The sequence below is a fragment of the Bradyrhizobium sp. CCGUVB4N genome (assembly GCF_024199945.1).
Taxonomy (GTDB): Bacteria; Pseudomonadota; Alphaproteobacteria; order Rhizobiales; family Xanthobacteraceae; genus Bradyrhizobium.
Genome location: NZ_JANADP010000001.1, coordinates 7,866,626 through 7,887,657, shown reverse-complemented (window position 1 = coordinate 7,887,657; position 21,032 = coordinate 7,866,626). Strand labels below are relative to the sequence as shown.

17 protein-coding genes and 1 tRNA gene are annotated in these 21,032 nt (G+C 60.2%); 5 read left to right on the top strand and 13 right to left on the bottom strand.

The window, feature by feature from the left end:
- Positions 1–130: 130 nt before the first annotated feature.
- A complete protein-coding gene (locus NLM31_RS36665; RefSeq protein WP_254195376.1) occupies positions 131–646 on the bottom strand; it encodes a PIN domain-containing protein in 516 nt (171 codons plus the stop codon).
- Positions 627–1,724 carry an ImmA/IrrE family metallo-endopeptidase gene (locus NLM31_RS36660; protein ID WP_254195375.1) on the bottom strand — a complete coding sequence of 366 codons (1,098 nt, stop codon included), beginning with the start codon at positions 1,722–1,724 and terminating at the stop codon, positions 627–629. The genes NLM31_RS36665 and NLM31_RS36660 overlap by 20 nt, the downstream gene beginning before the upstream one ends.
- 241 nt (positions 1,725–1,965) lie before the next feature.
- Here NLM31_RS36660 and NLM31_RS36655 point away from each other — a divergent pair, with 241 nt between their 5' ends.
- From NLM31_RS36655 to NLM31_RS36645, 3 genes are read left to right on the top strand one after another with little or no spacing between them, the layout of a single operon-like run.
- Positions 1,966–2,382, top strand: coding sequence for a multiubiquitin domain-containing protein (locus NLM31_RS36655; RefSeq protein WP_254195374.1), 417 nt, complete (start codon positions 1,966–1,968; stop codon positions 2,380–2,382).
- Entirely contained in the window at positions 2,357–3,532 is a 1,176-nt protein-coding gene (locus NLM31_RS36650) for a ThiF family adenylyltransferase (RefSeq protein WP_254195373.1), read from the top strand. Before NLM31_RS36655 ends, NLM31_RS36650 begins: the two co-directional genes overlap by 26 nt.
- Positions 3,529–3,975 carry a DUF6527 family protein gene (locus tag NLM31_RS36645; protein WP_254195372.1) on the top strand — a complete coding sequence of 149 codons (447 nt, stop codon included), beginning with the start codon at positions 3,529–3,531 and terminating at the stop codon, positions 3,973–3,975. Before NLM31_RS36650 ends, NLM31_RS36645 begins: the two co-directional genes overlap by 4 nt.
- Positions 3,976–3,990: 15 nt before the next feature.
- Here the strand turns inward: NLM31_RS36645 and NLM31_RS36640 are convergent, their stop codons facing one another.
- The 5 genes from NLM31_RS36640 to NLM31_RS36620 all read right to left on the bottom strand — a co-directional run bounded on the left by NLM31_RS36640 (position 3,991) and on the right by NLM31_RS36620 (position 11,431).
- Positions 3,991–5,163: a GIY-YIG nuclease family protein gene (locus tag NLM31_RS36640; RefSeq protein WP_254195371.1), complete on the bottom strand. Its 1,173-nt coding sequence runs from the start codon at positions 5,161–5,163 to the stop codon at positions 3,991–3,993.
- Between the two features lie 6 nt (positions 5,164–5,169).
- Positions 5,170–7,149: a DEAD/DEAH box helicase gene (locus NLM31_RS36635; RefSeq protein ID WP_375167519.1), complete on the bottom strand. Its 1,980-nt coding sequence runs from the start codon at positions 7,147–7,149 to the stop codon at positions 5,170–5,172.
- A complete protein-coding gene (locus NLM31_RS36630) occupies positions 7,142–9,907 on the bottom strand; it encodes a DNA methyltransferase (protein WP_254195370.1) in 2,766 nt (921 codons plus the stop codon). Before NLM31_RS36630 ends, NLM31_RS36635 begins: the two co-directional genes overlap by 8 nt.
- A gap of 22 nt (positions 9,908–9,929) precedes the next feature.
- Positions 9,930–10,015 (bottom strand) — tRNA-Leu (locus NLM31_RS36625).
- 108 nt (positions 10,016–10,123) lie between these two features.
- Positions 10,124–11,431, bottom strand: a complete 1,308-nt coding sequence (locus NLM31_RS36620; RefSeq protein WP_254195369.1) for a site-specific integrase — start codon at positions 11,429–11,431, stop codon at positions 10,124–10,126.
- A gap of 395 nt (positions 11,432–11,826) precedes the next feature.
- Between NLM31_RS36620 and NLM31_RS36615 the strand changes: the two genes are divergently transcribed.
- A complete protein-coding gene (locus NLM31_RS36615) occupies positions 11,827–12,369 on the top strand; it encodes a disulfide bond formation protein B (protein ID WP_254195368.1) in 543 nt (180 codons plus the stop codon).
- A gap of 51 nt (positions 12,370–12,420) precedes the next feature.
- Here NLM31_RS36615 and NLM31_RS36610 read toward each other — a convergent pair whose 3' ends face one another.
- From NLM31_RS36610 to NLM31_RS36600, 3 genes are read right to left on the bottom strand one after another with little or no spacing between them, the layout of a single operon-like run.
- The gene (locus NLM31_RS36610) at positions 12,421–13,152 is read right to left on the bottom strand and encodes an ABC transporter ATP-binding protein (protein WP_254134093.1); all 732 of its coding nucleotides are present in this window, start codon (positions 13,150–13,152) and stop codon (positions 12,421–12,423) included.
- Positions 13,149–14,918 carry an ATP-binding cassette domain-containing protein gene (locus NLM31_RS36605; RefSeq protein ID WP_254195367.1) on the bottom strand — a complete coding sequence of 590 codons (1,770 nt, stop codon included), beginning with the start codon at positions 14,916–14,918 and terminating at the stop codon, positions 13,149–13,151. Before NLM31_RS36605 ends, NLM31_RS36610 begins: the two co-directional genes overlap by 4 nt.
- A gap of 7 nt (positions 14,919–14,925) precedes the next feature.
- Positions 14,926–15,966, bottom strand: coding sequence for a branched-chain amino acid ABC transporter permease (locus tag NLM31_RS36600; RefSeq protein ID WP_254195366.1), 1,041 nt, complete (start codon positions 15,964–15,966; stop codon positions 14,926–14,928).
- A 177-nt stretch (positions 15,967–16,143) separates the two neighbouring features.
- Between NLM31_RS36600 and NLM31_RS36595 the strand changes: the two genes are divergently transcribed.
- A complete protein-coding gene (locus NLM31_RS36595; protein WP_254195365.1) occupies positions 16,144–16,665 on the top strand; it encodes a MarR family winged helix-turn-helix transcriptional regulator in 522 nt (173 codons plus the stop codon).
- A gap of 176 nt (positions 16,666–16,841) precedes the next feature.
- Here the strand turns inward: NLM31_RS36595 and NLM31_RS36590 are convergent, their stop codons facing one another.
- The 3 genes from NLM31_RS36590 to NLM31_RS36580 all read right to left on the bottom strand — a co-directional run bounded on the left by NLM31_RS36590 (position 16,842) and on the right by NLM31_RS36580 (position 21,011).
- Entirely contained in the window at positions 16,842–18,125 is a 1,284-nt protein-coding gene (locus tag NLM31_RS36590) for a glycerate kinase (protein WP_254195364.1), read from the bottom strand.
- A 204-nt stretch (positions 18,126–18,329) separates the two neighbouring features.
- The gene (locus tag NLM31_RS36585; RefSeq protein WP_254195363.1) at positions 18,330–19,559 is read right to left on the bottom strand and encodes an ABC transporter substrate-binding protein; all 1,230 of its coding nucleotides are present in this window, start codon (positions 19,557–19,559) and stop codon (positions 18,330–18,332) included.
- 228 nt (positions 19,560–19,787) lie between these two features.
- Positions 19,788–21,011 carry an ABC transporter substrate-binding protein gene (locus NLM31_RS36580; RefSeq protein ID WP_254196329.1) on the bottom strand — a complete coding sequence of 408 codons (1,224 nt, stop codon included), beginning with the start codon at positions 21,009–21,011 and terminating at the stop codon, positions 19,788–19,790.
- Positions 21,012–21,032: the final 21 nt, after the last annotated feature.

Sequence of the window (21,032 nt, the reverse complement as noted above, 5' to 3'; positions counted from 1 at the left end):
GCCGCCGCTACCGAACGCTAGATTATAGTCCGCGCCCCAGCCCTTGGTTGTGGGTGCAATCCTGCAACGAAAAGTGGTGAGAGCAAAGCTTTTTCGCGTTCATGACTTTAGAGGTGCTGAGCAACAGGCGTTATGTATCGAGAAGCTTGGCAAGCCGTGCGAGACGGTTCGCAAGCTCGACTCTCGGCACGAACACAAGAGGGTCGCTTTCGAGCTTCGATAGCCCGGCGTGGAGATCGGCAAAAGTAATCTGGCCGCTCGTTTCAAGCTGGTCGCTGACCCAGAGCACGCCGTGCACTTCGATTCCGATTGTGCTCGCGCGATTGCGAAGGCTCTGGTCCCCGGTAAGAAGGATGCTGCCGGGTTGGCTTTCTGCAAGGGCCATGCTCAGGCAGTCATTAAAGGAAAGCGCCGGATATGCGGACCGAAAAGTAAGAGCGCGAGCGACGCCTTCTGCCGCAAGGTCGATAACTTGCAACCCGCGGCTTGTCAGATCCTCGATCTCCGCTCGAGTAAAATCATTCAACTCGCTATGAACGAGGGGGAGGGCGATCTGAAAGGAATAAGGAAGAAGCAGAGTTGCATGGAGCAACCCTGCTTTTCTTAAGTCGACCAGGCACGACGTATCATTGACGACTATTCGCATCGGCTAGGGCTGCCCCCCGGATCGCGAATTCGACGTCATGAGTCGGTTTCTGAAGCAGCATCGAAGCCTTTGGAAGGGCAATAAGTTGCTCTGCCAAGGCGCGATAAACCAGTTTTTCGAAGCGCTCAGGCTCTTCATCGCGTGCCTTTTCGCCCTGCTCAAGCAGTGGATCGGGCTCGGTTGAGCGCCAGGTCCGGGCCATGGTCTGAAAGAGGTAGGTTAGATAGCCATCGCGAATAATATTGAGGTCACGCAAGCGAACGATTAATGCCGCAGCCGAGACGCCATAGAAATGCTTGGCGCTCTTGATCTCGGCATAGGCTAATGCGTGCCGCTCATTACCAAACTCCTCTCGAAGACTGCTTGCGGGCATCAGAAATGCCGAAGCAAAACGATGCATCGCCTTTTCGTAATCGAGCTCATTCTTGGTGCCGCCAATCAGGCGGTGGCCAAGTTCGTGACAAAGGGTGAATCGCCTGCGCTCAAGGGTGATTGACGTACTTACCACAATTACGGGTAGAGATGGCAAGCCGTTTGAGCGCTTCACTTCGCAGGTGAGTCCAAAGAAGTGCGCCGGCATGTCGAGTGCCAGAACTTTTATCCCCTTTTCCTCCAGCAATTTGGCAACGCTCGGAATCGGATCAATGCCGAGCTGCCAGTCGGCGCGAAGCTGGTTGGCGATTGCTTCGGCTTCATCATAGGAAGCCACGTCATGCGGTTTACGGTCCGCGAGATCATGGGCTTCGCTTTGCAATTCGAGAACCGCCTCGATTGCAAGATAACGCTCCACACGGTCGATGACCGCTGCTTCGACCTTTGCAGCTTCTTTGACTTTGGTTTGGGCGTCCTTGCGGAATTCTACACCGCACAACTCTGCGACCTGAGTGCTGGTCAGGAAATCGAGGTCGACATTCAGCGCGTCGCCGAGAGCAACGAGGACGCTCGAACTCGGAAACATCTGGCCTGCTTCATATTTGCCGATGGCCTGGGCGCTTACGCGGTTCTGCAAACGAGCCGAAAGCTCGCGAAGCGATAAGCCGGCGCGCTTGCGGGCCAGCTTTAGTCTTTCCCCAAACATGCATCCCTCCGCTCCTTTGTGGTTGACAAAACATATTCAGTTGGCATATATGTAAACCATCGTCATGGGAAAGTCAAGTTTGGCCCCCATGGGAATGACCGTCAAGAACGTAAAAAGTTAACATAAATCAGTGCCTTAGGCCAAATTCCGCGCAGATGCCAGGTCGGCGAAAGCCGAATCATACCAAGCGGATTGTCAACCAAAGCGCTGATCCTGGCTAGTCAAGCAAAGGAGATAGGACATGACTGCAAACAATGGCATGGAGCCGGCCCCGGATAAGGTGCTCGGCGAGCTTCGCGAGGTGCGGCACGAACTCGCCGAAGCGGTCGCCGAGGAGCATTGCGCCGAGGCCAAGATCGAGGCTGCCGAGAAGCGGATCGAGGAGATCGAAGAGGAGCTGGCGCGCGAGTCCAAGATTAAGGTCAATGGCCGGACCCGCACTGTCGAAGGCCGCGACGTCTCCTATGAAGAGGTCACGAAGCTCGCGTTCCCGAGCGGTCCGACGAAGCCCAACACCAAGTTCACGGTCACCTTCCGCAACGCGGCGCAGGTCCCGGCGATGGGCGAACTCGACGCCGGGCAGAGCGTGAAGGTCAAGCCCGGACATAACTCGATGAACGAGACCATCTTCAATGTCACGGAAACTGTTCTCTCTTAACGACGACCTCCAGCGGCTTCGCAGCGACGGCTATTTTGTCCGGATTATTGACGAGAAGTTCCTGACTGTTCAGGTGCCTTACGTTAATGCTCGCTGCGAGGTCGCATGGGGGACGCTCGTGACGCCGCTTGAGCTTGCCGGCGACGTCACGCGCAAGCCCGTCCAAGATCATGTGGTCTATTTCGACGGCGAATTTCCCTGCAATGCGCAGGGCGCAAAAATGAACATCGGCAGCGAAGGCGAACGCCGCGAAATGGGACCGGGCGTCTTTGTGAGGCACAGCTTCTCGCAAAAGCCCGATGGCGGCTATGCCGACTACTATCACAAGATGACGACCTATCATGCGATGCTGGCGGCGCCGGCCGGCGTCATCGATCCGTCCATCAAGTCGCGTCCGTATACCGCGCCGGAGGAGGATGATCCGGACTCGATTTTCGAGTATCCCGACACGGCTTCTGGCCGTTCGGGGACGGCCACGCTTACGGCGAGGCTCCAGAAAGATGTCGTTGCCTTGATCGGGCTGGGTGGGACGGGCGCCTACATTTTCGACAAGGTGGCCAAGACGCCTGTGCCTGAAATCCGGCTATTCGACGATGACGACTTCCTGAATCATAACGCATTCCGCGCTCCGGGCGCACCCACGATCCAGGAATTGCGCGAAGCTCCCAAGAAAGTCGATTACTTCAAGGCGCTCTATTCGCGCATGCACCGAGGGATCAAGGCGCATCCGGTCAAGCTTGGCGCACACAACGTTCATTTGCTCGACGGTGTGACCTTCGCTTTCATCGCCATGGACGACGGTCCCGACAAGCTGGCGGTTATCGAAAAGCTGGAGTCGATCGGCGCATCGTTCATCGATGTCGGGATGGGATTGACGCTCGAAGACCTGTCGCTCGGCGGTATCTTGCGAGCGACGCTATCGACACCTGAGCGTCGCGACGTCGTGCGCAACCGGGTCTCCTTTGCGCCCAAGGAAGCTGGCGGTGTTTACGAGGCCAACATCCAGGTTGCAGATCTGAACAGCCTTAACGCCGACCTCGCCGTCATTCGCTGGAAGAGGTTGCGCGGCTACTATCGTGATCTCGAAAACGAGCTGCATATGAGCTACACGACCGATGGCAATATGCTTTTGAACAGCGACCGAACATGATCCGCTATAGCCGACTTGAGCACAGGTTCGTAGATGACATGCCGGAACGGTTGGATGGCGGTATCATTTACGTGTCGATGCGCTACGCAACCGTCATGCATCTTTGCTGTTGCGGCTGTGGACGCGAGGTGGTGACGCCGCTTGCCCCAGCACAATGGCGACTAACGTTCGACGGTGAGAACGTCTCCCTTCATCCGTCAATCGGAAGTTGGAATCTGCACTGCCGATCGCACTATGTCATCAGAGGTGGCGAAGTCATCGAGGCCCCACAGTGGTCGGACGAGGAAGTCGCCCGAGGGCAAGCGCGCGACAAGCGGGCGAGAACCGCGCACTTTGCTGCAAAAGCGGGTGGAAAACTTGAGACCAAAGCGATGAGTCCGCCGCAAGCAGAGCGCAAAGGATGGCTGGCCAGAATTGGTGGTATTTTTACGGGTTGGCGCTAAGACTTACAGGGGCAACTACTCGCCTTTGGCGACGATCGGCACAAGGGTCCCGTCGTCGCGATCATATCGATAATTAACAATCGATCCGTCTTTCAGTCTGGCAACGGCTTCGCCGATAATCGACGGCGGCAGCAAGAACCATTCGCGAGGACGAACTTTCTTACCAAAGCGGTCTGTGATCTCGATGTCGAGCCGCGCTGCTGCGAAAAAATCGTGCAGCAGGTGCTCAAGCCTGACACGATCGATGTTGTAGAGAGTATATGTCGTCACCGGATGCACGGGAGCCATCAGGAACGTGGGGTCGTCCTTGGCGTTCTGAATGCGGATTTCCATCTTGCCGGAGGTAAAGCCGATTTTGTGAAGAACGCCGTCCAGCTTGCGGATTTCCGGGTCATCGGACAGGCTCTTCACAACGTAGATCATACCTGTTTGGGTATCGCCCGTGGCGGGCACATCCGTAAAGAGCGGACCCATGTCGGTCGTGGTGACACGGCGCCCATTGGGGTCCTTGTAAAGCTCGGTCGCAAGCGAGCGCAAAAGATTGTTGCCTTCCGTCCCGTTGTCGAAGATGAGCCGCAGCCGCGCATTTTTCTTGCCGTTACGGATGTGCGTCTCGCCGACCTCAGCAACGTAAACCAACACTCCATTGAGGATGAAGAATTCACCCGCGCCAATCTCCTGCTCGTTAGCGAAGGGGATGGCCTTGCGCTTGCTCTCCGCCATCTCGCGGACGCACTGTTCGAACAGAGGCTTGAATTTGTCGAATTCGGCGCAGACCTGTCGTTCGGCAACCTCGTCGGGCCTGGCGGCCGCCGGTTTGACGTGAACGAGATCAAAGATGTCGTCCTGTGGCGTCTTCAGGAGATCGTCGTCGAAAATATCGTCAAGCGTTTGCGGGGGCTGGGCTGGCGCTGCGGGAAGAAGCGCATGCCGGTCGTGCGGTAACAGCGTTTCGTGGACGGCCGGATCGTTCAGCAACCCGTTCAGCTTCATGCGGAGGGCCCGTTCCGAGACCGATGGCTTGTCGGTATCGCCGGGCTTGCGCTTATGCCGATCGATGAATGTGTTGACTTCGGCGAAAGTATCGACAATTCGCTGCTGTTCGCTCGAAACCGTCTTCGTCGTCAATTTGACATTCAGAAGAGGGTCGCTGCCGGACAAGAGATCATCAAGCGTCGGTTTGGACATAGCGCCTTACCCCGGCTGCTGGGTGCGAAGGTGCTCGCGCTTCTTGGCCCTGATCCATTCGAGCGCTTCGGCGAGACGCCGTTCCATCGGATTTTGCGCGGTGAGGCTCGGCTCCCGGCCATGCGTCTCACTGAAGCTTTTGATGCGAGGCCAAAGCGCAACAGCCTCTTCCTCGGTCATCTGGATACGCCGCGCCGTGATGGCACCGTGGATACGCTTCAACACGTCGGCGTCGACCGACTTCGACATGATTTCGTAAGCAAGCTGGAACGGGTTGACGCTGTCGATTAGGTCGATGTCAAGGTCTTTGACGTTGATGAATTTGTTAGCCAGCTTAATGAGGTTGTCGTTGAGCTCCGGCAGGCCGCCGCTGCTGCTGGCCTTGAAGGCGGCGTTAGCCACGACATGTTGCCGGACCTCCTCGACCTCCTGCGGCGAGAGATCCGGGTATTTCGTCTCAATGACCTTCGGTACGTAGACCGCCGTCACGACCTCCGGCGGAATCTCCTCCGGATTCATGGCGGCGCGCAGCACGCGCTCGTCTTGCATGACGGAAGCGGTGAGATCGACCAGATCGCTTTGCAGGATTTGGCGCACGCGCGGCGTGCTGGGCTCCGCGAAGCCTTTGATGGCGACAGTGGTCTCGCTGTTGGCGTAGTCGATGTCGACGATCTTGGCGCCGCCGTCGATATTGTCATCGGTAGCGCGCGTTTTGAACTTGAAGTTGGGCGCTAGGACTTGCTCCATGAGGAGTGAGGCGGCAATCGCCTTGAGCATGTTGTTGACGGCCTCCGCGACGTTATCGGCGGAGGCGTCAGGCTCGGCGATCAGGTTCGTGAACTGGGCATGCGACTTTCCGGGGCAGTCCCGCGTGGCGCGCCCGATGATCTGGATGATTTCCGTGAGCGAGCCGCGATAACCCACGGTGAGGGCGTGCTCGCAGTAGATCCAGTCGAAGCCTTCCTTGGCCATGCCGAGCGCGATGATGATGTCAACGTCGTCGCGGCCCTCGATATTGCGTAATGTCTCCATCACCCGGTTACGGGTCTTCTCGTCGTCTTCGACGAGGTCGGCCACCTTGAGCACCTTGCCGCTCTTGTGCAGCACGTGATGGAGACCGGTCACCGGATCGGTCTGCACCACATCTCCCAGGTGGTCGAGAATACGGTCAACTTCCTCGTATTTTTCCTTCGTGCTCTCGGCCGCGTTGACGCTCGGAATATGAATGATGGTCTTCTTGTCAGGATCGAGGATTTCGTTGATCGCATCGAGGTAGCGGCCGCGATAAAAGTGATAGCCGATGCCGAGGCTCTTGAGATGCATGTAGCCGTTGAGCTGCTCATAATAGGTGTAGCTGACGCGCGTAAACCGCTCTTCATCCTCCGGACGCAGCACCGGAATGCTGTCGCCCCGGAAATAGCTTCCGGTCATGGCGACGATATGCGACCGGCCATCGGCCATTAGGCCACGCACAACCTCGCCGAGGCGGCTATCGGCGTCGGCGGAGGCATGATGGAATTCGTCGACGGCTAGTAGGCAATTGGCAAACGGTTCGGCACCGATCTTGTCATAGGCAAAGCGCAGCGTGGCATGCGTACAGATCAGCACTTCCGCATCGCTTTCCATGAATGCCTGGAACCGACCGACTTTACCTGCATCGCCGCCTGCGGTGCACAGATTCCATTCGTCATCGACGGCCCAGTCGCGAAAGAAGCCATGCTCGGTAAGCTTGGTCGAGCGGAACGAGGCGCCGATGGAGCGCTCGGGAACGGCAACGATGACTTTCCGGATGGCCTGATGCTCCAGCTTGTCGAGGCCGATGAACATGAGGGCGCGGGACTTGCCGGAAGCGGGCGGTGCCTTGACGAGAAGATATTGGGAGCCGCGTTCGGCGTATGCGCGCGCCTGCATCGCGCGCATACCCATAGCGTCCTGCTTTTGGCTGGCCCCGGTCTGCCCGTAAGTGACGTGTACGAAATCAGGCAAGAGCGACCTCCCTTTGCTTTTCGGTGGTCATCTCGGCGTATAGCTTGAAGAGATGCTCAAGGCGCTCAGAGTCGCTCTTAAAGGTTCGTCCGATATAAAGACGTTCTATAATCTCATCGACCGCGCGGTGCGCTTCGTGCAAGTTGTTTGGCATCGTGTCGGGATCATACAGCCAGGCGATCGTTTTGCCAGCGTGAGCTTCTCGCGCTGCAATAATCTGCCATGACGCTTCTTCGAGCGCCTGTTCATCCGCATTTGATAGTTCAGGCAGTGGAAAATTGTTGTAAACCAGCTTTACCGAGTATCGAAATCCATCACCGATTCGGCCGCCCGCAGCAGCCAGCCACACACGGTGCATTGTTGAAGACATAAGACCCAAGATAAAGGGCGGAGGATCATAAATCGAGAATGCTTCCTTGTTTATGACTACACCGTCGTCAACAAATCCGACTGGCAGGAATAAACGGTTCGAAGAACTTGTGTTAGGGCAAATGATAGCTGGAGCAGCTTCATGTGTACTATAGCAGAATCGATGAGGCCGATTAGCGGCCTTCTTGGCATCTCTCCCAGCGGTTAAACGATACTTTTGACATGCGTCTATCCGTGCTGCAAGAAATCCATGTTTGAGAGCATCTTCGATCTCTTCATCTCTGATCCAAATACAGTAACGCTGTTGTCCGTCGATAAAATCGTTTCCGCCCATATATCTCTTCAAGAAGCGTTCCACGCCAGGATCGGCAGCCACTGCGCGGTCAAACTCGGATCTAGAAAGTACTAGATGCTTTCCGTCGACGGGATTGCTGCCCATACACATCTCTGGCAAGCCATTTATCGGCTTGCGAGCAGGGACTACGAATATCGGAGCGCCTTCGATTAGGTAAGGACTGATCGATTTGACCTTTTTCTCGTACCCCGAAGCGAATAGGCGTTTGGTTAGATTGTCTGGGGAGCGGCGGACACCAATTATAGTGCAATAAACACCGGCGTTATTTGCCGCATTGTTCGACCATTTAAACGGTTCATAAGCAAATCCGATCTCGTGGCCTCGATCAAAAATATACCGCCACAATAGATGGACTTGCTCTCCCTGGCAGATCGAACTTGTTGCAACGAAAGCGAATTGTGTTGGTGAACCTATCGTGTAGTTGACGGCTTTCACGAACCAGCATCCGACATAGTCGACCTGCCGCATGTTGGAGAGGCCAGCAGCCAACATATCGTTGACCTGATCTGGTGTAAGCTTCTTGCCACCCAGATACGGCGGATTGCCGACGACGTAAGTCTCCGCCTCGTCGTCAGGGACTTGCTCGGTGGCATGTACCTTTTCCACCCGAGCCAAGTCGAAAATCTTTTCCTTCTGGACCGTCTTCATCGGTCGAGGACAGACCTGAAGCCAATCGAGCCGGAGAGCGTTGCCGCATACGATGTGACCGCCGTCCCTCAAGGGGAAGCTCTTCGGCGCTTCGCCGAACAAGCTTTTGAACCGCTGGTTCATCTGGTATTCGGCAATCCAGAGCGACAGCTTGGTCGTCTCTGCGGCGAAGTCTGCCAATTCGATTCCGTAAAAGCTGGATAGCTTGACCCCGCTTTGCTCACGCCACGTCGTCTGGCCTCCGCCAATCTCGTCGAGGCGCTGAAAGATGCGCATCTCCAGCTTGCGCAATTCGCGGTACGCGATGATCAGGAAGTTTCCAGAGCCGCAGGCAGGATCGAAGACGCGGATCTTTGAAATGCGCGTCAGCAACTTTTGAAGCAAGGAGCGTTCTTCACGGTGGCCGCGCGCGCGTTCAAACTCTTCTTCGAGCGACATCAGGAAGAGAGGCTGCAACACCTTCATGATGTTCGGCACGGACGTGTAGTGCATGCCGAGGTCGCCGCGCATCTCGGTGTCGACGACAGCCTGAATCATCGACCCGAAGATGTCGGGGTTAATCTCCCGCCAATCGAGCTGAGCGGCTTCGACCAGCATGCGCTTGGCACGGCGATTGAAGACGGGCACCTCCGTGCTGTCAGCAAAGAGTCCGCCATTCACGTAGGGGAAGGCGCGAATGTGAGCCGGCAGATCGCCACGCCGATCGTCCGGAACGTTCATAACGTCGAACAGCTGCTTCAAGAGGCTTTGGAGGTGTTCGCCGTCGGCCCCTCCGAAATCGCTGATGGTCCTGACGAACAGGTCTTGAGGAAAGCTGCCGGTGTCCTCGGCGAACATGCAGAATAGAATGCGCGTAAGAAATTGATTCAGCGGATGCCGCTTCTCGGGAACAAGCCAATCGGGATTGTGACGTTCGATTTCGTCATGGAGCTTGGCGAGCCGCCCGGCAGCCTTGATGTCGGCTGGATTTTCCGCGACCGCCTCATATTTCTCGATGCCTGCAAGCGGCAGGAAGAAGTCAAAACGATCGTTAAGCTTGTCGAAGTCGAAGTGCTGGGGGTCGTCGATCTTGGTGTCGTAAGCGGCAACCTCTCGTCCGTCAGTCACAAGAAGGAAGCGCGGCTTCTGCGACTTGGCTGCTTTGGTCTCCCGGAGCGCGTCGAGCGTCGCGGTTACCTGTCCCTCTGGAGCGCAACGGAAGTAGAGCTTCCGCGACCAGAGCACGTCGCTCTGCAGCTGACCCTTGTTCTGTGTGCCAGAGCGCAATTTGGTGAGCGTCGCCTTGGGCGCATTGTAGATTTCGAGAAACTTAAACGGGAACTCGTTGCTGTCAAAAGACTGCTTGACCAGATCGGCAAGCTGCATCTCGATTTCGGCAATGTTCATCTAAAATCTGGGTTTCAAGAGATGGTGCGGGTAGAGGGAATCGAACCCCCACGCCTTTTGGGCACCGCATTTTGAGTGCGGCGCGTCTACCAGTTCCGCCATACCCGCGCACAAGCCGTTATAGACATGCCAAAGCGTGCGCGCCAACCAAAAAATGAAAACCCTCTAATCAGCCTGTAAATTGGTGGTTTTGCGCTCCCTTCGGAGCGTAGCATTTCACCCATCCTTGCGGGCTTTCCGATCCGTTCGGATCGTATCCTGTTCGCCGCCTTCGCGGCTCTTGCGTTCCCTTTGGATAGTGCCCTTCCGCACGTTGATCGCTGCAGCATCGAGCATCGTCTTGATGTGGGCTGCGTAGAACTTCTCGATCATCTCGACGCTGGTGCGGCAGTTCTTGGCGATCTGGTAGATATCGGCGCCTTCCATGAGGCGAAAGCAGATATAGGTGTGCCGCAGGCTATAGCTTGTCCGCGGCTTACCGTCGCGATCAAGCTTGAGCTTAAGTTCGTCGAGAATGGTGTTAAGCAAGCCGCGCTGCTTCATCGGAAACAGCCGGTCAGTAGACTGCGGCTTGACCAGGCGCGGCTTGGTGTTCCTGGCCGTAGCCTGCCGAGGCGGCGCTTCATCTTCGTCCGACTCTGGAATGATCTCGGGCCGTAACCGATTCCGCAACCTTTCAAAGGGCACCACCGCGTTGTGCGTGCTTTTGCACCATCCGACGCCGCGCTTGCCGCGCACCTCGATTTCTAGAATCGTTTCCTTGCTACCGTGGTCCTTGACGATCTTAACGTCGCGGAATTCAAGCCGGGCGGCCTCGTCAGGCCTGAGCCCGGTATTCGCCATGAAGAGAACGTAGTCGTGCAACTGCTCGCACGCCCACTTGTGGCGATTGTGCAATGGCGCCTGCGCCCTGCGGCGCGTCGCTTCGTAAAGTCGCTGATATTCCTCGGGGGAGAACCAGGCGCGATGGGTGATCTTGCCCGATGTCTTGTAGGGTTGGGAGAGGTCCGGCAATGCGGTCAGCCAGCCATGACGCAATGCCGTTTTGAGGACCTGCCTGATCGTAACTGTCTCATGATGCATCGAGGAACGAGAGGGCGGCTTCCCTCTCTTGTCGATACTCAATTGTCTCCGGTGAATTCGATACTCTTGCACCTTGCCGGCGGTGATCTCCGATAACGCCATCTTTCCGAAATAGGGGACCAGGTACACACGGAGCATAAGCGCGTAGGTCTTGACCCACTCCGGGCTCCGCTGACCTTGCGTGATGGTTTCGTATTCCGCGAGGAATTGGTCGGCAGCCTTCTTGAAAGTCGGCCCGGAAGTGAGCGCTCCCGCTCGGGCCTTGCCGCGCAGTTCCAGATACCAGTCCTCCGCGATCTCCTTCGCGTGCGAGAGGCTTTCTTCCTTCGTCGTGTTGCGCCAGTTCTTGCCGCGCAGATAGGTCGAGCACTGCCAGAAGCGGCTATTGTCGCGCTTATAGATGTGGAGTTTGCCTCCCATCAGCTCGTGGTGTTCTGCCATGTGCGCCAGCCTCCGAAAAATCGCTTGAAAACGCGATTTTGTGTAAGACCTGTGTAAGGCTTATTTCGGAGACAGAATAACAGTAAGTGACTGAAAAATCAATGCAAAAATTGATAAGCTACTGATAGTATTCCGATTTTGAGTCGAGCGCGTCTACCAGTTCCGCCACAGGGGCCCTCGGTCGGGTCCCGGAAGGAGCCTCGCGAAGCCGGCGGACTATAGCCATGGAGAAACCGGGGTCAACCCGCGCCAAAGTGATCCCGGGCGTTCTCGACAGGGGCCTGGGCCGGGGTTAGAGGCTAGTGGCGTTTTCGAGCGAAGTGGATACCGGTTCACGTCAGGAAAACGCATCAAAATGAGAATCTAGCGCCACGCCCCATCCGAAAGAGGCCGCCGTGACGACCCAGAGTGCCGCAATGCCCGCATTTCGACCGGCCGCCAGCGCACCTGCGCTGACCGGCTCGCTGGTCGTCACCCTGATCGCCGCGGCGACGATTGCGGGCGCCTGGTTCTTCCAGCTCGTCCTCGAGATCCTGCCCTGTCCGCTCTGCCTCGAGCAGCGCTACGCCTATTACCTCATGATCCCGGTCGGTGCGCTCACGGCCGTTGCGGCGCGGAGCGGCGCGCCGCGGCCGCTGCTGCTGGCCGGGCTCGCAATCCTCGCGCTGGCGGCGCTCGCCAATGCCGGCCTCGGCACCTATCACTCGGGCGTCGAATGGGGGTTCTGGAAGGGCCCGACCGATTGCAGCGGCCCGGTCGTCAATCTCGGCAGCGCCGGCGATCTGCTGTCGCGGCTCGACACCGTCAAGGTGGTGCGCTGCGACGAGGTGCAATGGCGCTTCCTCGGCCTCTCGCTCGCCGGCTACAACGTGCTGATCTCGCTGCTGATGGCCGCGATCGCCGCCTGGGGCTTTGTGCGGACGGCGAAGCGAGCATGATCCGGAAAAGCGTGCAGCGGTTTTCCGAACAGATCATGCTCAAATAACAACCTAGATTGCGCTCTCGCCTTCGTGCTGGAAGCCGAGATAGCTGGCCGCCACCCGCTCGTTCGCCGCGATGTCGCTGGCCTTGCCGCTGAGGACGAACTCGCCGAGCTCCATCACATAGGCCTGGTCGGCGATCTTCAGCGCGGCCTGTGCGTTCTGCTCGACCAGCAGCACAGACACGCCGCTGGCGCGCAGCTCGGTGATGATGCGGAAAATGTCGGCGACGATGATCGGCGCGAGACCGAGGCTCGGCTCGTCCAGCATCAGGAGTTTCGGGGCGCCCATCAGCGCGCGGCCCATGGCGAGCATCTGCTGCTCGCCGCCGGAGAGCGTGCCGGCGAACTGCTTGCGCCGCTCCTTCAGCCGCGGAAACAGCGTGTAGACCTGCTCCATCGAGGCCTTCGCCTTGCTGCGCTCGATGCGGAAAGCGCCGAGCTCGAGATTGTCCTCGACATTCATGGTCACGAACAATTCGCGGTGCTCAGGGACCAGGCCGAGCCCCATCGCGACGCGGTCCTCGATGTCGAGCCGGGCAAGGTCCTGGCCGGCAAAGGCGACGCGGCCCTTCAACGGCAGGATGCCCATGATGGCCGACAGCAGCGTGGTCTTGCCGGCGCCGTTGGCGCCGACGATGGTGACGATCTGGTTCTCGCCGACTTCGAGCCCAACCGAGCGCACGGCCTCGACCTTGCCATAGGCGACATGTGCATCTGTGACGGACAACAGCGCGCTCATGCCGCCACTCCGAGATAGGCCTTGATCACTTCGGGATTGGTCTTGATCGTTGCGGGCGTGCCTTCCGCGATCTTGGTGCCGAAATCCAGCACCACGATGCGATCGGCGAGATTCATCACGAAGCCCATGTCGTGCTCGACCAGCAGCACGCTCATACCGCCGTCGCGCAGATCCCGCAGCAGCTTCGCGAGCTGCTGCTTTTCCATGTGGCGCAGGCCGGCCGCGGGCTCGTCGAGCAGCAGCAGCATCGGATCGACGCAGAGCGCGCGGGCGATCTCGACGATGCGCTGCTGGCCGAGCGAGAGCGATCCGGCGAGCTGGTGCATCTGGTCGGCGAGGCCGACCCGCTCGATCTGCCGGGCGGCTTCCGCAAGCAGTTTGGCTTCATCGGCGCGGTCGAGACGCAGCATCGAGGCGAGCGGCCCGGAATGGCCGCGCAGATGCGCGCCGATCGCGACATTTTCCAGCACGGTCATGTCGGGGACCAGCTTGACGTGCTGGAAGGTCCTGCTGATGCCGAGCTTGACGATCTCCTGCGGCGGCGCGCGATCGACCTTCTTGCCGAGCACCGAGATCGAGCCGGAGGTTGCCGACAGCACGCCGGTGATCAGGTTGAAGGTGGTGCTCTTGCCGGCGCCGTTGGGACCGATCAGCGCCACGATCTCGCGGGCCTGGACGTCGAAGGAGACGTTGTTGACCGCGACCACGCCGCCGAACTGCTTGCGCGCCTTCTCGACCTGGAGCAGCACGCCGGACTGGCCGGGTGCGCGGGAGCGCGCCTCGAGCTTCAGCGAGGTGTCCGGCTTCCTGCCGCCGGTGCGTTCGGGCAGGAGCGACATCAGCCAGGGCCAGACGCCGCCGGGCGCGAGCTGCAGCAGCGCCACCAGCATGATGCCGAACACGATGGTCTCGACCTGGCCGGAGCCGGGCAGGATCATCGGCAGGTAGCTCTGCAGCGCCTCTTTCAGGATCACGACGATCGCAGCCCCCAGCACGCCGCCCCAGACGTAACCGGCGCCGCCGACCACCGCGATGAAGAGATATTCGATGCCGGCCTGCGCGCCGAACGGCGTCGGGTTCACCGCGCGCTGGAGATGGGCGTAGAGCCAGCCGGAGAGGCCGGCGAGCACGGCGGCGTGGATGAACACCAGGAGCTTGGCGCGCGGCGTGTGCACGCCGAACGCTTCGGCCGCGACATGGCCGCGCCGCAGCGCGCGGATGGCGCGGCCGGTGCGGGAGTCCAGCAGGTTCATCGTGAGCAGGGCGGAGAGGATGACCGCGACCCAGATCGCAAAGTAGATCGAGCCGGGATCGAGCATCCTGAACGAGCCGATCGACAGCGGCGGGATCGCCGAGATGCCGTCGTTGCGCCCGAGGAATTCGAGCTTGCTGAAGAGGTAGAACAGGCCGAGCCCCCAGGCCAGCGTGCCGAGCGGCAGGTAATGGCCGGAGAGGCGGACCGTGACCAGGCCGAGCAGCACCGCGAGCGATCCGCTGACCACGAGCGACAGCGGCAGGGTCAGCCAGGGCGACAGGCCGTAAGCCGTCGTCAGCAGCGCCGTGGTGTAGGCGCCGAAGCCGACGAAGGCGGCCTGTCCGAACGAGGTGAGACCGCCGACACCGGTGAGCAGCACGAGGCCCATCGCGACCAGCGCGGCAAGGCCGATATTGTCGAGCAGCACGATCCAGAACGGCGGCATGCCCGGGATGAACGGGATCGCTGCCATCACGAGTGCGAAGATGAGGATGGGAAGCCGGCTCTGCATCTCAGCCTCAGTCCTTCTCTTCTTCGACGGCAGGTGCTGCGAGCGAGCGCAACAGCAGCACGGGGATCAGGAGCATGAACACGATCACCTCCTTGTAGTTGGAGGCATAGAAGGACGAGAACGCCTCGACGATGCCGACGAACAGAGCCGCGACCGCCGTGAGGGGATAGCTGACGAGGCCGCCGATGATCGCGGCGACGAAGCCCTTCAGGCCGATCAGGAAGCCCGAGTCGTAGTAGAGCGTCGTGATCGGCACGATCATGATGCCCGACAGCGCGCCGATGACGGAGGCCAGCAGGAAGGCGATCTGCCCCGACAGCGTGGTGCGGATGCCGGCGAGCCGGGCGCCCAGCCGGTTGACGGCGGTGGCGCGCAACGCCTTGCCGTAGAGCGTCAGGCCGAAGAACAGCCAGAGACCGACGATGAAGGCGATGGTGATGCCGTAGACCGTGAGGCTCTGGCCGGTGAAGCGCAGCGAGCCCGCGGTGAACGCGCCGGACAGCACGGCCGGTCCGCGCTGGCCCTCGGCGCCGAAGAACAGCAAGCCCAATCCCTGAAGCGCCAGATGCACGCCGACCGAGGCGATCAGCAGCACCAGCACCGAGGTGTGCGCCAGCGGCTGGAACGCGATGCGGTAGAGATAGAGGCCGATCATCGCCACGATCACCAGCGACAGCGCGATGCAGACCGCGACCGGCGGCTTCTGGGCGGCGAAGGTGATGGTCAGCGCCAGCACGACGGCCGGCAGTACGACGTTGGCGAGGACGCTGCGGACGATCAGCCGGCCATGCAGTGCCTTGCGGGCTACGAACAGGTCGAAGGCGCAGGCGCCGATGCCCAGGGCCAGGGCAAGCTTGGCCGTGCCCGGCATCTGGCCCGAGGCCAGCGAGGCATAGGTCAGCGCGCCATAGGTGACGAATTCGCCCTGGGGGATGAGGATGACGCGGGTGACGGCGAACACCAGCACCAGCGCCAGGCCGAGCAGCGCATAGATCGCGCCATTGGTAATGCCGTCCTGCAGCAGGAACAGCATGATGGTGGTGTTCAAGACCGGACGCTCCCCCTTAACGATCCGGACCGGCCTCCGCGGTTGCGGTGGATGGTCCGTTCACAGCCATTGAAATACGCTGACGATATTTGATATGGTCCATAACAATTATCAAATATAATCTCAAGGGCGGCGAACGACCCGTCCCGAATTTAGCGGGATTGCGAGCATGAGGCGATGACCGTTTCGAAAACCGCTGAAAAGTCTGCCGAAAAGGCGTCCGACGCGACCAAGGGCCGCAAGGATGCCGCCGACGGCCTGCCCGAAGCCCTCCAGCTCGGCGAGCTCTCGGAGCAGCTCGGCTACGTGCTCAAGCGCGCCCAGCTCAAGGTCTTCGAGAACTTTTTGCGCTGCATGGCCTCGCTCCAGCTGACACCGGCGCAGTTCTCGGTGCTCCTGCTGGTGGAGAAGAACCCGGGCCGTAACCAGACCGAGATCGCCTCCACCCTCGGCATCCTCCGGCCGAATTTCGTCGCCATGCTCGACAATCTCGAGAGCCGCGACCTCTGCGCGCGGATCCGCTCCACCAACGACCGCCGCTCGCACATCCTGGTTTTGACCGACAAGGGCAAGGCGGTCCTGACGCGCGCCAAGAAGCTCGTCGCCACCAAGCACGAGTCGCGGCTCAACGAGCTGCTGGGGCAAGCCAACCGCGAAGCCCTGCTCGGGATGTTGTCGAAGATCGCGAACGAGTTTTGACTCTTACCCTCCCCTGGAGGGGGAGGGTCGATCGCGCGAAGCGCGAGCGGGGTGGGGTGATCTCTCCACTTGGGCGCCGTTGGATGCGGAGAGACCGTCACCCCACCCCGTCTCGCATCTCGCTGTGCTCGATTGCGAGCCGACCCCCCCCCCTCCAGGGGAGGGTAAGCGCGACCTCAATCCACCAAAATCACGCGAATATCGTTCACGTTGGTTAGCGTCGGTCCCGGCTGCAACAAATCCCCCGTCGCCTCGAAGAACGTGGTCGCGTCGTTGTTGTCGAGATACGCCTGCGGCTGAAGCGCCAGCGCCTTCATCTTCGCAAATGTCGCTGCATCGATCAGCGCGCCGGCGGGATCGGTGGGGTGGCCGGCGCCGCCGTCGGCGCCGTCGGTGTCACCGGCGAGTGCCGAGATGTCAGGTGTGTCTTTCAAGAGCGAAGCCAGCGCCAGCGCATATTCCTGGTTAGGGCCACCGCGCCCCTGGCCGCGCACGGTCACGGTCAACTCGCCGCCGGAGAGGACCGCGACGCGCTTGCCTTGCGCGCGAGCCTGCAACGCCAGCCTGGCGTGATCGGCCGCGACGTCGCGCGCCTCGCCCTCGAGATCGGCGCCGAGATCGATGGTCTCGTAGCCGGCGTCTTTCGCGCGCTTCACCGCGGCGTCGAGCGATTGCTTGGGACGCGCGATCAACTCGAAATGCGCGCGCGCAAAGGCGGCATCGCCCGGCTTGGCACTTTCATTGGCGGGATCGTCGAGCGCGCGGCGCACGGCATCGTCGATGGCGAGCTTGTACTTCGCGACGATCGCGCGCGCATCTGCCAGCGTGGTCGGATCGGGGACGGTCGGGCCGGAGGCGATCGCGGAGGGATCGTCATGCGGCACGTCGGAGATCGCGAGCGTCACGATCTCGGCGGCGTTCCGGCCCGCGCGCGCCAGTCGCCCGCCCTTGATGCGCGAGAGATGTTTTCTGACGACGTTCATCTCGCCGATCGGCGCGCCCGAACGCAAGAGCGCCTTGTTGACCGCCTGCTTCTGGGCAAAGCTGATGCCATCCACCGGCGCGATCCAGTTCGCCGAGCCGCCGCCGGTGAGCAGCACCAGCAGCAGGTCGTCCGGTCCGGCTTCGCCCGCGAGCGCGAGCGTGTCGGCGGCGCCCTTGAGGCCAGCCTCATCCGGCACGGGATGGCCGGCCTCGACGACGCGGATGCGGCGCGTCGGCACGCCGTAGCCGTGGCGCGTGGTGGCGATGCCGATGAGCCGCTCCGGCGCGAGCGCGAGCGTGTCGAGATAATGCCGCTCCGCAGCCGCGGCCATCGCGGCGGCGCCCTTGCCGGCGGCGAGGCAGATCACGCGGCCCCTGGGCGCGGGGCGCAGATGCGGCGCCAGGATCGTGTTCGGATGGGCGGCGGCAACAGCGGCGTCGTAGAGCGCGCGGAGCAGGGGGCGTCGGTCGGTCATGACGAGGGCCTTCAGCAAACTCGTGAGCAGACTAGAGCTGTGGCGAGAACGTCGCCATGCCCCTGCCTAGCGCATCGGGCGCCAAAGGGTAAGCAGGCTTTACTATCATTCGATTGTGCAATCGCGTGATCATAATCGGCGCACAGCAAAAACCCCCTGCGATCATCTCGCAGGGGGCCTGATATCGTCGCAGGGAACGACGGGTCAGCCGCCGGCGTCGGCGCTGATGACGTCGCCGAACAGTTCCCATTTCTCGCCCTTGAACTTCTCGAGCTGGAGCTGGCTGATCGGCGCAAAGTCGTTCGGCCCGGTGTTGATCTTGATGCCTGGCAGCAGCGCCTCGGTGCGGAAGTCCTTCAGGCTCGCCGCCTGCTTCATGATGTTCTCGCGCGTGAGATCATCGCCGCACTGCTTCAGCACCTGGACCAGCGTCTGCGCCACCGCGAAGCCGACGATGGTGCCCTTGTCGAGCTTGTCGCCCTCGGGGAAGTACTTGCCCATGAAGGCCAGAAATTCCTTCATGCCGGGATCGTTGTTCCATTCCGGATCCGACACGTCCTTGAGATAGTCGGCCGAGATGATGTCCTGGCCGTTCTCGTAACCGGCGGGCTTCATCACGCTGCCGACGGAAGCCGAGACGTTGTTGAGGAAGTGCAGAGGCTTCCAGCCGATCTCGGCGACCTTCTTGATCGCCTGTGCGGCGAATTTCGGCGTCGTGATGTTCATGAAGACGTCGGCGCCGGTCGACCGCAGCTTGACGATGTGGCTGTCGATGGTCGGCTCGGAGGTCTCATAGCTCTCCTCCATGAGGATCATCGAAGCGGCCTTGGCGCCAAGTCCGTCCTTCAGGCCCTTGAGATAGTCCTTGCCGTAATCGTCGTTCTGGTAGAGCACCGCGATCTTGGCGTCGGGCTTGTTCTTCAGAAGCCACTTGGCATAGATCTGCGTTTCGCTCTGGTAATTGGGCTGCCAGCCCATCGTCCACGGGAAGTTCTGCGGATCGTTCCACTTGGTGGCGCCGGTGGCGACGAACAGCTGCGGCACTTTCTTCGTGTTCATGTATTTGTGGATCGCCGAGTTCGACGGCGTGCCGAGCGAGTTGAAGATGAAGAGCACCTCGTCGCTCTCGACCAGCTTGCGCGCCTGCTCGACCGTCTTCGGCGGCGAGTAGGCGTCGTCATAGGAGACGTAGTTGATCTTGCGGCCGTTGATGCCGCCTTCGTCGTTGATCTTCTTGAAATAGGCGGCTTCGGTCCGCCCGATGATGCCGTAGGCGGAGGCCGGTCCGCTGTAGGGCATGATGTTGCCGATCTTGATCTCGGTATCGGTCGCGCCGGTATCGTATTTCTTCTGGGCCGATGCGGTGGAGGTCGCGGCTGCAATGAGCGCGAGCGCCAGTGACGCGGCCGCAAGCTTGCCGGTGATAGCGGGCATTCCAATCTCCCTATTTTTCTTGGTGTGTGTGCGCTCCTTTTCTTGCCTTGATTGTTTTTGGCGGACGCAGCCGCAATTCAATACGATTTGCCCTGGGCCTTCAACAGAAAGCCCCCGCGACAACGTCGCAGGGGCTGCGTCTTTAGTAGTCAGAAGCGCCTGTGCAATTGCGAGAAGGTGAGGCTGCCTTGAGTTGCTTGGATGGCGCCAGGCTATTCTGGGTTGCGGTCAGTGACCGAGGTCACTTGAGATGATTTCGCCGAACAATTCCCAGGTCTTGCCCTTGAACCGCATCATCTGGAGCTGCTCGATCGGCGCGAAATTATCGGGCGAGGTGTTGATCTTGATGCCGGGCAGCAGCGTGTCCGGCTCGAAATCCTTCATGCTCGCCGCCTGCTTCATGATGTTGTCGCGGGTCAGATTGTCGCCGCACATCTGCAGCACCTTCACCATGGTCTGGGCGGCGGCATAGCCGAACACCACGCCGGCATCGAGCTTGTTGGCCTTCGGATTGAACTGCGTGACGAAGTTATAAAACCGCTTCATGCCCTCGTCGGCATTCCATTGCGGATCGGAGCCGTCCTTGGTGTAGCTCGCCGACAGGATGCCTTGCGAGATCTCGAAGCCTGCCGGCTCGATCACGCCGCCGACCGATGCCGAGACGTTGGAGATGATGTGCATCGGGTGCCAGTTGATCTCGGCCGCCTTCTTGATCGCCTGCGCCGCGAATTTCGGCGTGGTGATGCTGATGAAGACGTCCGCGCCGGCGGCCTTCAGCTTCACGACGTGCTCGTCGATCGCGGGCTCCGAGGTGTCGTACGGCTCCTCCATCACGATCATCGCGGCCTTGGCGCCGAGCCCGTCCTTCAGCCCCTTCAGATAGTCCTTGCCGAAATCGTCGTTCTGGTAGAGCACGCCGATCTTTCCGTCCGGCTTCTCCTTCATGATGTACTTGGCGTAGATCCTGGCTTCGCTGGCGTAGCTCGGCTGCCAGCCCATGGTCCACGGGAAGTTCTTCGGATCGTTCCACTTCGAAGCGCCGCTCGCCACGAACAATTGCGGCACCTTCTTCTCGTTCATGTATTTGCGGATCGCGCCGTTGGTCGAGGTGCCGAGCGAGCCGAAGATCAAGAGCACGTTGTCGCTTTCGACCAGCTTGCGGGCCTGTTCCACCGTCTTCGGCGGCGAATAAGCATCGTCATACGAGATGAACTTGATCTTGCGGCCGTTGACGCCGCCCTCGCTATTGACCTTGTTGAAATAGGCTTCCTCGGCCTTGCCGATCACGGCGTAGGCCGAGGCCGGGCCGCTATAGGGCATGATGTTGCCGATCTTGATCTCGGTATCGGAAGCGCCGCTGTCGTAGGACTTCTGTGCCAGTGCGGGATTCATCGCAGTGCACAATGCAAATGCGGCCGAAATCACCACAACCTGAAATCGAACGGCAGACATCATTCTCCCACCTCACCTGGA